Source organism: Spiroplasma kunkelii CR2-3x (genome assembly GCF_001274875.1).
GTDB lineage: Bacteria > Bacillota_I > Bacilli_A > Mycoplasmatales > Mycoplasmataceae > Spiroplasma > Spiroplasma kunkelii.
Genome location: NZ_CP010899.1, coordinates 1344069 through 1359726, shown reverse-complemented (window position 1 = coordinate 1359726; position 15658 = coordinate 1344069). Strand labels below are relative to the sequence as shown.

The 15658-nt window shown below is 24.2% G+C and carries 15 protein-coding genes and 1 tRNA gene; 10 read left to right on the top strand and 6 right to left on the bottom strand.

Translation table 4 applies throughout. From position 1 onward, the window contains the following. Position 1 precedes the first annotated feature (1 nt). Positions 2-352, bottom strand: a complete 351-nt coding sequence (locus tag SKUN_RS07370; RefSeq protein ID WP_053391476.1) for a pentapeptide repeat-containing protein — start codon at positions 350-352, stop codon at positions 2-4. Between the two features lie 635 nt (positions 353-987). On the opposite strand from SKUN_RS07370, the gene SKUN_RS11050 reads away from it, so the two are divergent. Next, positions 988-1242, top strand: a complete 255-nt coding sequence (locus SKUN_RS11050) for a PTS sugar transporter subunit IIA (RefSeq protein ID WP_327196295.1) — start codon at positions 988-990, stop codon at positions 1240-1242. Positions 1243-1850: 608 nt separating this feature from the next. On the opposite strand, the gene SKUN_RS07365 is transcribed toward SKUN_RS11050, so the two are convergent. The 4 genes from SKUN_RS07365 to SKUN_RS07345 form a co-directional block, all read right to left on the bottom strand. After that, entirely contained in the window at positions 1851-2168 is a 318-nt protein-coding gene (locus SKUN_RS07365) for a DDE-type integrase/transposase/recombinase (RefSeq protein WP_053391475.1), read from the bottom strand. A gap of 14 nt (positions 2169-2182) precedes the next feature. Beyond that, complete coding sequence (locus tag SKUN_RS11045; RefSeq protein ID WP_053391474.1) at positions 2183-2440, bottom strand: hypothetical protein; 258 nt, start codon at positions 2438-2440, stop codon at positions 2183-2185. A gap of 88 nt (positions 2441-2528) precedes the next feature. After that, entirely contained in the window at positions 2529-2636 is a 108-nt protein-coding gene (locus SKUN_RS08615; protein WP_083436133.1) for a DUF2649 family protein, read from the bottom strand. A 973-nt stretch (positions 2637-3609) separates the two neighbouring features. Continuing rightward, positions 3610-3840, bottom strand: coding sequence for a hypothetical protein (locus SKUN_RS07345; protein WP_053391471.1), 231 nt, complete (start codon positions 3838-3840; stop codon positions 3610-3612). An 837-nt stretch (positions 3841-4677) separates the two neighbouring features. On the opposite strand from SKUN_RS07345, the gene SKUN_RS07340 reads away from it, so the two are divergent. Then, on the top strand, positions 4678-6249 hold the full coding sequence (locus tag SKUN_RS07340) for an MATE family efflux transporter (RefSeq protein WP_235511069.1): 1572 nt from the start codon (positions 4678-4680) through the stop codon (positions 6247-6249). Positions 6250-6415: 166 nt separating this feature from the next. Then, the gene (locus tag SKUN_RS07335; RefSeq protein ID WP_053391469.1) at positions 6416-9385 is read left to right on the top strand and encodes a 2-oxo acid dehydrogenase subunit E2; all 2970 of its coding nucleotides are present in this window, start codon (positions 6416-6418) and stop codon (positions 9383-9385) included. Positions 9386-9419: 34 nt separating this feature from the next. On the opposite strand, the gene SKUN_RS07330 is transcribed toward SKUN_RS07335, so the two are convergent. After that, positions 9420-9875: a YigZ family protein gene (locus SKUN_RS07330; RefSeq protein WP_327196294.1), complete on the bottom strand. Its 456-nt coding sequence runs from the start codon at positions 9873-9875 to the stop codon at positions 9420-9422. Between the two features lie 394 nt (positions 9876-10269). Between SKUN_RS07330 and SKUN_RS07325 the strand changes: the two genes are divergently transcribed. The 7 genes from SKUN_RS07325 to SKUN_RS07310 all read left to right on the top strand — a co-directional run bounded on the left by SKUN_RS07325 (position 10270) and on the right by SKUN_RS07310 (position 15474). Beyond that, positions 10270-10345: transfer RNA gene (locus SKUN_RS07325), tRNA-His, on the top strand. 403 nt (positions 10346-10748) lie between these two features. After that, entirely contained in the window at positions 10749-11291 is a 543-nt protein-coding gene (locus SKUN_RS07320) for a DUF402 domain-containing protein (protein ID WP_053391468.1), read from the top strand. 63 nt (positions 11292-11354) lie between these two features. Beyond that, on the top strand, positions 11355-11501 hold the full coding sequence (locus SKUN_RS11040) for a family 1 glycosylhydrolase (protein ID WP_235511055.1): 147 nt from the start codon (positions 11355-11357) through the stop codon (positions 11499-11501). A gap of 9 nt (positions 11502-11510) precedes the next feature. Further along, the gene (locus SKUN_RS11930; protein ID WP_456299943.1) at positions 11511-11843 is read left to right on the top strand and encodes a family 1 glycosylhydrolase; all 333 of its coding nucleotides are present in this window, start codon (positions 11511-11513) and stop codon (positions 11841-11843) included. Between the two features lie 64 nt (positions 11844-11907). Further along, positions 11908-12060 (top strand): hypothetical protein, encoded by a 153-nt coding sequence (locus SKUN_RS11030; protein ID WP_235511046.1) that lies wholly within the window; start codon positions 11908-11910, stop codon positions 12058-12060. 1990 nt (positions 12061-14050) lie between these two features. Next, positions 14051-14215 (top strand): hypothetical protein, encoded by a 165-nt coding sequence (locus SKUN_RS09575; RefSeq protein WP_158500831.1) that lies wholly within the window; start codon positions 14051-14053, stop codon positions 14213-14215. A 1061-nt stretch (positions 14216-15276) separates the two neighbouring features. Beyond that, positions 15277-15474 carry a hypothetical protein gene (locus SKUN_RS07310; RefSeq protein ID WP_053391467.1) on the top strand — a complete coding sequence of 66 codons (198 nt, stop codon included), beginning with the start codon at positions 15277-15279 and terminating at the stop codon, positions 15472-15474. Positions 15475-15658 lie beyond the last annotated feature (184 nt).

Here is a 15658-nt window from a genome sequence, read left to right as displayed (position 1 = left end):
ATTATTCATCCTCATCAATAATTAATTGTTCTAATTGTTTTTTTGTGATTTTAATACCACATAAATAAGCATCTTTTAAATTAGCACCTTCTAAATCAGCACCTTTTAAATCAGCACCTTCTAAATCGGCACCTTTTAAATCAGCACTTCGTAAATAAGCACCTTTTAAATCAGCACCTTCTAAATCAGCAAAGCGTAAATTAGCATCATATAAATTAGCATCATATAAATTATCATCTTTTAAATTAGCATCTTTTAAATCTAATATTTCACTTTCTAAATATTCATTTATTTTTTGTTTTTCAACAGTAACTCTTGTTAAGTCCGTAATCATATCTTGTAATGTTTTCATTAAATATCTTCCTTTCTGTAAAAAACACAATATTTTTTATTTATTTTGATAGAGTTTACCCCCTCACGGAAATAAACAAACAATTTACCCAGTTATTAATTACGTTTCATCAATCCCTACACAACTTTATATAAAGAAAATAACCTTTTGGAGCTCCTCCCTCTTGTTTTTTAGTGTCCGATATTGTTTTTTTCGGTTTAACAGCACTCTTTTTATGAAACAAGCAAAAACACACGCTCTGACATTTCGCGGGCGACTAACCCCGCCGAGAATTAAAAAAATAAATATGGGTAAATCCAATCGCTTTCACACTTTCTTTAAGGCTTCGTGTCATAGATGAGTTATTCATCTTTAAGCATCAAAATATTAAGTTTTAGTATTGCATTATTCATCAGATAGTACCTTTATTAAAAATGATATTATTAGCTGTTAAACCAAAAAAATATAATAAATCACAGAAAGGAAATTATAAAAATTAACTAATTAATGGAGAAAATGGGTTAATTTTTAATTTTAAAGATACTATCTGATGAATAATGCAATTAAAAAAAACGCTCTAATAAGCGATTAATTTAATTTGTATTTAATTACTTTATTTATAATTTTTATAAAACCTCAACTTTTTTCCGACTACCATTCCTTATGCACGAATTAGTGCTGTTACAAATGCAACGGTTTTATTTATTCGTTTTAAAAATGATGTTGATTGAAATGCAATGGATAGAAAACAAACTAAAGTTGCCATTGCTTTAATTATTCCTGAATCTAAATCACGAAAAATTAATTTAGGAATTTTAAGTGAAGTAGTACGAAAATTAATGGATGAAGATTTTAAAAAAAAGCAATGAAAGTTGAAACAGAGAAAGCAAAAATTTCAGCAGCATTATTAACTGGGATTGGAAAAGAAGAGGTTCCAACTAAAACGACTCCAACTGGTCAAAAGCCGTTGTTTTTAGCAATGACAGACAGCTTGTGCAACAGGAGAGTAGTGCATACTTTTAGCTGCGGATAAATTAAACCAAACTGTTCCTAAAATGGTATACGACATTAAAGTTTAAACACATCGAGTTGAAGGTGTTCGCAATGATTTTACAGAGGGAGAAATTAAAGAAGCCGAAGTAATAATTGCTGCAACGGATATTAGACTTGATATGGAAAGATTTAGTGGAAAAGAGTTTATAACTGTCCAGTTGCAAAAGCAATTAAAGTTCCAGAAGGGGTTATTAATGCCGCTCTAAAAGAAGGAAAAGAGCTTATAATCACTATCAAAATTTAGTGGTGTTTTAAATTCTAATATTTAATACTTGCCACTTTGATAATTATCAATGTTAATATCAATATTAGAATAATAACTAAATTTTTTATTTAGTTCTCTTGTTAAATTACTTTTTATATTGAATTATGTAAAATTAAGTGAAAAAAATATTTATTAATTAAAAAATTATAAAATTAAACATAACAAAAAAATAGATTTTATTAATAATATACAAACATTAATTTAATTTGAAAAAATTTTTTTAAAATGTTGTCTTGATGTAAAATTTCCCAAACAAGGTATAATTGTAGTATTTAATACATCTAAAATAGATTTTAATCTACTACTAATATTATTTAATGACTCATTTTGACCTAATCATCGCCTTATATCTCTATTTATTTTTTCTACTAATACTTTCTGATGAGGTTTACCAGCATCACAAAAATATATTCTTATTTTAAAATGTTTTTTTATTGTTTTTCATCTATAAAATTCTTTTCCTCTATCGGTTAAAATACAACTAAATTTGCTAATACCAATTTTGTTAATCATTTTCATTAAAATTAAAATTGTTAATACAATACTTGCCTTTTACTAAATAAAATATCATAAAAAAGTATTTTAGATTTATGATTCACTAAATTACTATTATTATTTTCAACTAATAAATTAATCATCTTTACTATTTCCTTTCTTTTTTTAGGTTTTAAATTATTTTTCAAAATATCAATATCAAATAACTCCAATTGTTCTTTAACACTTAATTTTGTAATTTCCGACCAATAATATTCTTTTTTATTAACAATTTCATCATTTTTTAAATCACGCACAAATTTTAATCATTAAATATCATACTTATTGGCAAATTAAAGCGGAATAATTATTTTAAAAAACCGAATTCCTAATCCAACATCCGACTTATTTTTGTGTTAAATTTCACATTGTAATACTTTCAATATTTGTTTTATCTATAAACAAAAATATATGAATAAAAAACTCTTTTAATTTAATTCAATCATTTTGCATATTTAAAAAATCCACATTTTTTGAATAAGTTTAAAAAACATTCCAAAAAACAAAACAATAAATAACACAAACGATATAACATATAAAAACTCAGGGACATTTGCACCAATAATATAACTAATAAATTTAACTCAATAATAGTTATTATAAATAATATAAATATTGTTATAAGTTCAACTTTTTCAACTCATTTTTTAAATCCTTTCTGTATTACTAAAATATAAAATTAATTAGCATAATAACAAATCAAATTAATCATTTACTCGTATTGTAATTTTTAATTAAATATATTAAATTTGTTAAGAAAAAATATATCCCAGTTAAATAATTCCTAATTCCAAAAACAAATATTAAAAATATGAATGTTTTTTTATTTTATTTCAAAGTTAGATATATTAATCCAATTCACAATCCAATTATTAACAAAAATAACACAAAACAACTTATATACTAAAATATAATATTATTTGAGAAGTTTTTTTGTATTTCGTTAACTGAATTTGTTTTTTCATTTTTTGCAATTTAATACCAAGAAACTTCTATAAACAACCAAACAAGCGGATTATGGAAATTGTTTTCATCATACCAATTATTGCATTTAACATCATTTACACTTCCTTTCTTTTTTATTTTTTATTTGTGGTAAATAACTTGTAAAGTATTAGTTTCAAAATGATCATATTTTTGTTTGCATACTTTGTTTTGTTAATAACCAATATGCAAATCCCTCTGCCAATAACTCGTCATCATCACTCAATCGATATTACTGTTAGCAAATATCCTTAACACTTTTTCTTTGTCTAGTTTTACAAACTTATTTAAGTTATTAATTTTCTGTCCTAAAAATTGCTTTAAATAAAAAATATGATTAATTTTAAATTCTTCTCAATCATAAAAATAAAAGTTATGTCCTAATTCATGGATTAAAATATTCAGAAAATTATTGGTTGTAAATTGTCCCTTGTGTAATTCACTATTTATTTTTTTCAAATGCACAAGATAAAACCTTTTTGTTTAGCAAAATAGTTTGGTGATTATTTGTTTGTCCTAAGACATTATTATCACCATCAATCGCATTTTTTATTTCTATTTTCTTTAAAATTTCATTGATATTTGTTTTATTTCAAATATTAGCAACAAAATTATAAAACAATAAAATAAGTTGTTTTAAATTATATTGGTATTGTTGACAAATATTATTCAATATTTTTTTTCAATAATTTTGTTGTTATATTTTTAATAATATTGTAGTTGTTGATAAGTACTAAATTCTGTTTTAAATTTAATTTCTAAATTAATATCTGCTTTGCTTAAAAAAGCATCTGTTAAATTTTTTATTATATCTGTTTTATATTGATATTTGTTATTTTTACAATAACTTTATTTTCTTTTTCATACATAAACAAAATATATCTCCTTTTCTAAATTAAATTTTGATAAGTTGATATTTGATATATTTTATCTTTGTTTATTTGTTTCTTTTAATTTTAGTTCCATTTCTAAAATTTCTTTTTTAATTGTAAATTTTCATTTTGAAGTGATAAGGATTATTAATCTTTTTATTTTTTGTGTATAATAGAAAATATTAATATAAAAGGAGGATAAGACAATGCATTTGTTAGTAAAATCATTATTCGATGTTCTTCCATGATGAGCTGCTTTATTTAATTTCAATAATAATTTTAATGCTTATAATTGGATTAGTTCTTTTTTTCAAACGAAGAACTGATCAAGTTGCAATTCAACAGTTTAATAAAAAATTATAAAGTTTATGGCAAAAAACTGGTAAGTCAAGAAAAAAACATAAAAAGCAAAAAACAGTAAATAAGAATAAAAATCAAGATAAAGATAACTTAAAATAAAAATTATAATTTTTATCTTTTTATATTATAATATTTCCAGGATATTTTAGTCTCATTATATAAAGGGGGATACAATAATAAAAGTACAATACAAAAAACATCTGAAATTTTTTGCCTCAAAAAAATGATATGCGACTGCATTAGTATTAATTTTATTAGCAACATTACAAGAAATTATTATGGAATCAACAGACTTAGTTGATAATTTTTTTGCAAGTTCAATTCAAAAAAATGTCCATGGTTATCAAGAACTATTTAATGAGATTAAATATATTTTTGGAGCAGATAATGTTTATCATGTAAAAGCAGCTTGAGATAGTTGGGGTTTAGGAAATTATGTTGGATATCATTATACAGCAGGACAATTAGCAATTAATGGAGTTACTGCCTCTAACCAACTTTATTTTATTATGTTTGCAATTCTAAGCGGAGTTTGTTATGGCTTTGGAGTTTTTAATTCACAATATTATGGTGCTGAAAAATATAAAGAATTACAACAAGTAACATTATTAAAAATTTATGTTTGTTTAATCATTTGCCTTATTGTATTAATTTTATCTCAGGTTTGTGGTTATGAAATGATTAGTTTTATTACAACACCAAAATATGTTCCTCGCCCTGAGATAGTTGCACAATTAAAACCTGAGGATAAAGATTTAGCAATTCAGTGGTTTAAATATTTTGAATATAGAGCAGCGTCAATTTCAACATTAGAAGGAGCAGAGTATTTTAAAATAGTTGCTTTATCATATCCATTGTTAGCAATTAACATTGCTTTTATTACGACTTTACGTGAAACTGGCCGAACAGGTTTGGCAGTATGAATTTCAGTTATTGCTTTAAGTACAAATTGTTTTATGAATCCATTTTTAATTGAACCAAATTTTATTGCAAATTTTAATGGAATTGGTGTACAAGGAGCCGCGATTGCTACGTTAGTTTCACGTATTTTGCAACTTTTTTTTATAATAGTTTTATTTTCATATAAACGGTATAAATTTATTCCTAGAAATTTATGATACTTTGATGGTTATGTTATAAAACGAGCGTTTCAAAAATCTTGACCAATTGTTTTAAATGAAATTTTTTGATCAGTCGGAATGGTAATACAAGTTAAATTACGAGCATATTATAGTTTAGATGCTTTAACAGCAAATGCGATTTTTTCAACAATTATTGCTGCTTTATATACGCCGCTGTATCATGGATTTGCTGCGGGAACTTCAGTTTTAGTTGGCAGCCGGTTAGGGGCTAATAATTTAGAAGAGGCAGAATATAATGGTAAACATTTAGTTATTTTGTCTTTTCTAGTTGGAATTATTGCGGGATTAATTTTAGTTGCCGGAGGATGATTTTTACCAGATTCATTGTTTTTAAATAATACGACAGAAACACTTAAAATTGCACATTGAATGCTTTTTGCTTATGGATTATGATATCCTTGTTTAATGATTGCTGCAACAAGTTATGCCATTATTAGAACAGGTGGTGCTGTGATGAATGCCTTTGTTTTAGATGCTTTATTCACATGATTAGTGCCAGTACCATTATTAGCAATTTTAATTTTTACTTCAAATTTAGATATTATTTATATTGTATTAATTATGCAATCAGTTGACAGTTTAAAAGCAATTTGAGCATTGATTATTTTAAAACGAAAAAAATGGGTAAAAAATTTAACAGAAACTAAGCATATCACAGAATTTGATAATAAAGTAAAAATTATAAAAAGAAATGCGAAAGAAATGTAAAAATTTTGCATTTTTTTATTTTTTGTGTATAATATTATTTTTTATTTTAATACTAAAAAACAGTGAATGTATGATATAATTACTTTGTAATAAAATGGGTATGAAAATGGCTAAACTAAATTTAATAAAACATATTAAGTTTTTTTGAACGGGGTAAACATAAACAATGAAAAAAATTAGAGTATTAACGTTAGAAAAAAAAGGAATTTTAAAAAAATTCTTATATCAGAATGAAGAAGTTAAATTAGGTGATAAAATTGCTTTAATTGAAACTGAAAATGGTGAATCTATTATTACAGCCCCAATGGATGGAATTATTGTTAAGTCAATTAAAGAAGGCGCTAAAATTAAACCCAATGCTGTTATTGCTAATTTGCTAACAACTGAAGATGAAATTGAAAAGTATTATTTTAAACGTCTTGAAGATAACGAATTTACTCGTTTAAATAAAAAAGGGGTAAAATTTTCGACAACAAAAAATGGTCAATTTGGAACAAAATGAAATGATGTTGAAGAAGATGATTATTCAGGAATTAGTATTGGGAACGAAAATACTTTACATCCAACTTTTACGCCACCTTTATTTAATCAGCAACAAGTTTACAATAATGAAAACATAATTAATTCAAGAACTATATTAATTAATGAACAACAGCCATTTGATACTTCGATATTATCACAAAATTTTAACAAAAATGGTGGAACTCCCTTTTCTAAAGAGAATACTATTAATAATAGTTCTTATTTTTCAACAAATATTGAACAAAATCAATCTATTAATTTTCAGCAACAAAACAATTCATCATCACAAAAACAACTTTTTGAACAACCCACTAAAATAACACAAGAAGAACAGAAACGATGGGATGAAACAGCATTATCTTTTGGTCCTAAGAAAACACGAAGATTATCATTTAAAAATTTAAAAATTAATGATAATGATATTATTAATAATCGAGAAAAAATTCCTTCAATTGATACAATTAAAAACCCAATGAATAAAGAAATAAAAAGTGAGGCTAAGACAACAATGGTTAATATTCCTGATTTGAATAGTAATATGTTTAAAGATGGTAACTTTGAATCACAAACAAATAGTTTGAATCAAACGTCTTCTATTCCCAACCAAAATATTATAACGAATGCTATTACAATTGGACAAAAAAAAATAACAGAAGAAAATCAAGCAAAAGAATATGCAAAATATTTAGTTAATACAACAAAGCATCAAGATGAAGTACCAATTAATGCAGCAGCATTTTTTGGTGGTCAAAATGAAAATACTAGTTTTCGTAATCTTGTAAATCAACGTCGTGAGCAATTACATAATAATAATGATTTTCATGATTTATCATTAGAAATTGATAATTCAAAAAATTCAATGGATTTTTTAGATGAAGATGGACGTCCTAAAATTTTACGTAATATTGTCCAAGGAAGAATGAATGATTTAATTAAAAGAAATGTATCATCAGAAGTACAAACTGGGCATAGTAGTTCTGCTTCTAGTTATAATGACAATGTTAATACTTTTAAAACAAATGACAAAAAAATATCTGATGAAGCTTATATTTCTGCTGATGTTTACACAATTGATCCAAATGATTCAAATGAAGCGAAAGAAAAAAAACAAGGACATTTTTCTCCATTAAAATCTTATCGTGATCGTTTATATAAAAAATTAAATGATAATCAGCAACGAGAAAAAATTTTAAAAACAAGAAATCAACGAGAGTTAATTAAGAAAAGAATGGAACAAATTGCAAAAGGAAATGTTGAAGTTGATTCTGTTTTAGGAGGAATTAGTAATTATCAGCGTCCTTCTTTTGAGGAAGTTGAATCACAATATAAAATATTAGATAATGAATACTATTATAATAATTCGCAGCAGAAAAAAACAAATGATGATATAGTTAAACCATCTTTATCATATGAAAAACAACAATCATCTAAGCAATTAACTCAATTTGAAAACAGTGATGAAAGTAACTGTAGTTTAAAAGGTACAATTGACAATAATGTAATGATTGAATTGGCAATTTTAAAAGAACGCTTATCTAATCAAGAACAAAATAATCGTCAAAATGAATTATTACGAGAAATTCAAAGTTTACGTAAAGTAAATAATAATAATAATAATAATAATACAGATGGAACAAACATTGAAAAAATGATGCAATATATGTTAATGCAACAAATGTTAAAAACAATGAATGAGTCAGTTCCTGTTTTAAAAGATATGTTAAAAGAATTTAAATTTAATAATAAACAAGGGCCTGAATTAAAAACTGAACATAATTGTGAAACACATAATTTACAAGTTAAAAAATTTAATTCCACAGAAACTACAATTCCTAATAGTTATGGAAACTTGGTACAACCATTAAATAACAATTTAAATATTATTAATACTAATAATCAAGTTGAACCACAGGGATTAGAAACAAGAGAAGAAATTAAATCAACAAGATATCCTGCGATTCAATCAATGATTATGTCTCAAGCACATGTACCACCATTAACAATTAATACTGAAATTGATATGTCAGCAATTATTAATCAACAACAAAAATTAAAAAATGCAAATGCTGAGCATGGTATTAAATTTTCGACAATGAGTTTTTTAGTAAAAGCAGTTTCGTTATCTTTAAGTGAATATCCAAAATTAAATTCATATTATGATTCAAAAACAAATCAAATTGTAATTAAAAATTCACAACACATTGGGTTAGCAACAGAAACTAGTGAGGGATTAGTTATTCCAGTTATTAAATTTGCTGAGCGAATGAGTTTAAAACAAATTGCAATTAACATTCAAGAAACAATTGAACGTTTACGTCAAGGTGAATTATATGATTATGAATTAAAAGGAAGTACTATTACTATTGCCAACTATGGAATGGTTGGAGCAGTTAATGCAACACCAACAATTTTTTATCCTAATTCAGCAGTAATTGGTGTTGGGCGTATTGTTCGTAAACCAATTGTTATAAAAGGGGATAAACTAGTAATTCGTTCAATAATGAATCTTGCTTTAACAATTGATCAACGAATTATTGATGCTGCAGAAGCAGGTATTTTCTTGACACGATTAAAAGAAATTTTAGAATCACCAGAATTAATTACGTTGTCATAAAAAAATCTTATTAATTAAAAATTAATAAGATTTTTTAATTTTTTAAAATTTTATAACTATAATTTTTTCCTTTAATAATTAAATTATCTAGTTCAATTAGTTCACTGTCGTTACGATCAATAATTATAGTAAAAATTAAGTCACCATGATAAATTAACCTAGATATAATATTAATTTTATTTTTGTCTAAAAGTTCTCGTAAAAATACTTCATTTAATGGGCGTAATAAAATTCCAATTTTAATTTGTTTATTAATTTTTTCTAACTGAGAAGAATTTAAAATAATACGCGTAATGGCTGTATATCCATTTTTAATTCAATCTTTGGGTAAAATGTAAATTAAATTAAAATACCGAAGAACTAGAACAATAATATTTGTTATAATATTTTTTATATTTTTTTCAAGAATATTTTTTAAGATAGTTTTTCCTGAAATATGTCGTATTTCACCATTATTGGTTTTGTAAATATTTTCACGACGATTCCCAATGACATATGCATATACATTATGTTTTGCTTTTTTATCTTTATACTTTTTTTAAGAAGTTAATAACATCTGTTTCAGTTTGAACGTAACTAGCAAAACAAAGAAATTTAACATTACGAATTATTAATTTTTTAATTAAAATTTTATTTTTCTTAATTATATACATTTTGTTATTCTTTTTCTATTTTTACTCCCCTGGGTACTACATAGTTGTACCTAATATATTATATAATATAAAATTAATAATAAGATTTATTAACATAATAATCCTTTTTTAAATAATATCTTATTTATTTTAATTTTATAAAAAATATGTTTTTAAGATGTAGAAATAATTCTATTTACTTTTTTTTGTTTTAAGTTATAATAAATAAAGTTATTTATATAATAAGATATGGCGGTTGTGGCGAAGAGGTTAACGCTCCGGATTGTGGCTCCGGCATTCGTGGGTTCAAGTCCCATCAGCCGCCCCATTTTTAACTACAAAAGTAGTTTTTTATTTTTAAAAAGAAAAAATATCAAATCCAACATAATATCTCCCCTATTAAAATTATCAAACAAATAGGGGAGATTTTTACTTAACTATAAGATCTTGTAAAAAGCAATATATAAATTTATAATTTCCAAAATAATTTATTTCCAATAAAAAAAATTTTTAATTAGTTAAAGTCTGTCTATTTACTTAATAAATACAACTGATATAATGAAAATGTTGACGTATTTAAAATAGAATTTTATTTTAAAGTAATTAATATCAAAATAAAATTAAATATTATGGCAATTTAAATTTAATAATTTTACACAATTTTTTATTGTATTATTTTTAGTTGTTTTTTTGCTGTAATTTTAAAAAAGTAAATTATGGGAGGTAACATTATGGACTCGTTACAAGTTGGAGATACTGTCTTAGTACATGCTTATAAACATAATGGTTCAGTTTACCGTAGTTGAAAATCAGCAGTTCTTTTATTACTAGAAGAAGAATATATTGTTTTAGTAAATGAAAATGTTACTGTTACAGAATTGAATGGGAGAAAATGAAAAACAAATGAACCAGCAATCTGGATTTTTAATCGGAAAAATTGAAGTAATATTATTTGTATGCTTAAAGATACCGGGATAAATTATTATTGTAATATTGCATCACCCTTTATTATGGATCAAAAAACAATTAAGTATATTGATTATGATTTAGACATTAAAGTTTTTGCCAATGGTAGTTATAAAATTTTAGATTTAAAAGAGTTTAATCGAAATCGCATTGCTTGAAAATATAGTCGTGATATTGTTAATGCAATTTGAACAGAAATTTATAATTTAAAGCATTTAATTAAAAATAAACTTTTTATTTTTGAACATAGTCGTGTAGAAACATTATGGAAACAATATTTAGTATTAAAATCTAAATTACTTAAATAATGTTTTATTGTTTATTCTCTAAACAATAGATATAATAAAAGTGTTTTAAAGAGAAGATTTCTAATGAGACAGTATAATTTTAAAAAAAATTTTTTATGAGGTAGTACTTTTTCTGGACCGCAAACAGAAGGGGCATCTTTGGAAGATGGAAAATCTGCATCAAATTGAGATCATTGATTTAAGTTAGAAAAATACCGTTTTTTTAATTAACAACCTTGTTTGAATGATTTTTACCATCGTTATCAAGAAGATATTAAAATTGTAAGGGAGTTAAATTTTAATTCATTACGAACATTAATTCAATGAACTAGATTAATTCATGATGGAAAAACAGTTAATCCAAAAGGAATTGAATTTTACAATAATGTAATTAATGAAATGTTAAAAAATAATATTAAACCAATTATTAATTTATTTGATTTTGATATGCTCATATTGAGCACAACAAAAAGGTGGTTGGCTTTCACGAGAAGTCGTTGATGCTTTTGTTTTTTATGCAAAAACTTGTTTTGAATTATTTGGTGATCGAGTTTAAATATTTACCACTTTTAATGAACCAATTGTTGTAATTTAAGGTAGTTATTGATATGATTAATCTTTTCCAAATAAAGTTAATATGCAACATGGTATGCAAGCCCAATGGAATACTTTAATTGCTCATTTAAAAGCATTTAAAGTATTCCTACAATTAAAATTAAAAGGAGAAATTGGGTGCATTTTAATCATTTCACCATCAATTCCTCGTAGTAAAAATAAAGCTGATTTATAAGCAGCAAAATTACATGATTTGTTTACAATTAATTGTTTTTTAGATTAAATGGTTAAAAATGTTTATCCACAAGAATTAAAAGAAGTTGCTAAAAATATAACTTTATGTGACAAATTGCTGATGGAGATTAAGAATTAATTCAAGATGAGAACTTAAAAATTGATTTTTTAGGAGTTAATTTTTATTAACCAGCTCGAGTAAAAGGCGTTGATTTTATTCCAGATTTTACTAATGGAGCAATTACACCACATTATTTTTACCAATCTTATGAAATTCCATGGCGTCGTATTAATCCATACTGAGGATGAAAAATTTTCCTAAGGAAATTTATATCACATTAATGAATTTAAAAAAAAATTATAATAACATTCCAGTTTATATTTCATAAAACGGAATGGGAGTTGAGAATGAAGAGCGTTTTTTAGAATATGGTATTATTAATGATCAATATCGCATTGATTTTACTAAAAAACATTTAGTTTGAGTTCATCAAGCAATTAAATAAGGTTCTAATTGTTTTGGCTATCATTCTTGAACTTATATTGATAATTGATCATGAATGAATGCGTATAAAAATCGTTATGGATTTGTTCAATTAGATTTAGTTAATAGACGGTAAAAAGATTTTAAAAAAATTAGCTAATTTTATTGATGAAACTGCTAAAACAGCAATATTTGAATATGAAACAGAAGTAATTTAAGAATTTAAAAAATGAAAATTATATATTAAGAGCGTATAATTGTTTTACGAAAAGAATATGATGATAATCATAGCAAATTTAATCAATAAGTGTATGTTTCACGGTATAGTGAAGCATCACGAATTTTAAAGTTAATTCTGGTAATTAAAGTTAAAAAACCATTGGGTGAAACTTTTCATATGTTATTAACATGTTGGCGCATGATATGAATGCTAATCTAAAACACCAACAGAAAATAATTGAACTATATTATCTAGTAGTTGATGTAAAAAAAGATTTTTTCAAATAACTAATAAACAAAAATTAATAGGTAATTTAACTATTTTAATTCAATCAGATAATGATAAACAAAAAAGATGATATAGACCATATAATTATCCAAAAGTACATATTCAAGTTTGATAAGCAATGAAATCAGCAATAGGTAAAAATGGAAATGGAGCAGGATCAGTATTTTGAAATATGTGATTACATGTATTATTACGCAGTGAATTAAGATAATATGTTAATTGACAAATATATACACAACAAAATAAAGGTGGCGGTGATGTTAAATTAAGATCAAGCCGTATTAATAAAAACTTATTAGAATTAAATAAAGAAATAAATCGTTATAGTAATAATTTTTATCAAACAAAAGATGCTAAGTTAAATAAAAACAAGCAATTTATTGATAATAAAAATTTATTAATTCAACAACGATAATATGCTACTAATTTAAAATTAGGTTATCAAAAATTACATACTAAAATAATATTAAAATCAAAAACAATTAATTTTTATAATGAAATTAAAAAAGGATTTAATATAACTAAAAACCCAATAAACACAACAAAAAATAAAATAAAAAGGAAATAAATCCTTTTTATTTTCTAGTTGCAGCAGGAACTGTAATTTGCATTCTTGTTCTTTCTTCAGTTAATCAATTTGTACCACTTAAAGTAATTGTTAAATGCAAAAGTTTTAAAAGCAGTTAAAGCAGTTGATACTAGCATCATCTAATTTATTAATAATTTCTTTTTGAAATTCTGATAATTTTAATTTTCTAATTTCTTTCATATTATTTATTCTCCTTGCCATTCAATTTTTTCTAAATTAATAATAGTTTTTTCACTATAAAATATATTTTTAGCAGTAAGCTCTGCTTCAATATATGTATAAAAGAACTGGGTATTAAATCCAAATTTATCTTTTGATACTTGATGAGGAGGTACTTAATACTACAAGTAACTACAAAATGTAGAACATTGTAGTACTTTGTAGTTAATTGTAAAAAGGAGAATTTAAAAATGAATATGAAAAAGAAACTTTGTTTAAAAAAAAGATATTGGGGTTATTGCTTTACATGTAATAAAGAAAATGAAGAAGAAATTCAAAATAGATTGATTAAATACACACTTGGACAAGATGAAATTATACACGAACATTGAGCATTAAATACTAGAAAAAATTAGGAGGAATTAAATTATGAAAAAATATAAATACTTATAAGTCCCCACTAGTAGATTAATTAAGAAATCCTTGCCCAGTTTTTAAAAGTTATTTATCCTCTACGCACACGATTTTATTTTTCTTCTTGCAATTAATAGTTATGAATGCACCACTACGCGTCTATCTTAATCAAAGTCATTAATTTACAAAATCGCAAAAAACAAGTTAACAGCTCTAATGGTTTCATTCCGGCGGAAATGCCTTGTTGGGGAACCTTCCCTAAAAAATATGTAATTATAAATTAAACACTTGTAGAGCCAATTATTTAATTTTTAAAGTTGTTTTATAAAATTTAAGGTTTTAAAAAAAAAATTTTAATATTCAGTGTAATAAACATCTTCAAATCATTCTGTTTTTTCACGATGGTTAACTGTATGAAACTGCTTTGGTGTTCCACATTTACTACATTTAATAAAAGTATTTTTAGACATATTTTTTTCATCTCCTTTTTATGGTTGTTTTTAAATAAAAAAACCAACCCAATAAGGGTCGGTTTTTTGTCCTACTTCATCCTTTATTCTACATTTTTAATATTTTAAAATTAAATATAACAAAAAAATAGATTTTATTAATCATACACAAATATTAATTTAATTTGAAAAAATTTTTTTAAAATATTGTCTTGATGTAAAATTTCCCAAACAAGGTCTAATTGTAGTTAATCAAGTTGGCATAATACATCCCTTTCATAAATTAAAAAATTGAAATTTGTAAAATCGCTCCGCTCGTTATTGCTTTGCTCCATTAAAAAACACTATTTAATAAATTATCCGCTAATAAATTACGCGGAATAATTTATTCTTTACTTTTTAATTTTAATATTTTTTTTGCAATCTTATTAACAATATTAATAACATTATCTTTATCATACTTTTTCACTAGCGACCGCAAAATAAAATATTGCTTTGTTTGCATAATTTTAACCTCCTATAATTAACTTAAAAAAGTTAATTAAATTAATAGTTAACTTTTTATAGGTTGGCATTTACAATTTACAGAGTTAAAAACATTTTCTGTCGTTTGTTTGCCTGACTTTGAAATAACAGTTAATGATAATAAGATTGATAATCCAAATTATTTTGCACTATTTATTCCTACAAGTGATTTAAAAGTACTTAAGAATGAATTTGATTGGGTAATGTTAGATAATAAAAATGATTTTAGAACAACTATTAATAAGGAATGATATTCAGGTTATTTTTATATGAAGGGAGTTCTTTAAATGCATATCAACACTGCATTTTTGTACTTAAAATTATTTTATAGTTTTGAAATTACAGAAAAATCACCTTCTTCTTCTAATTACATTAATCTAAGGATAAAATCAGGTTAAACATTACAAGTGATAAGAAAATAATGAAAGATTAAAAAAAAAGAAATAAGTTTGAAAGTTCAATTTATTTCTT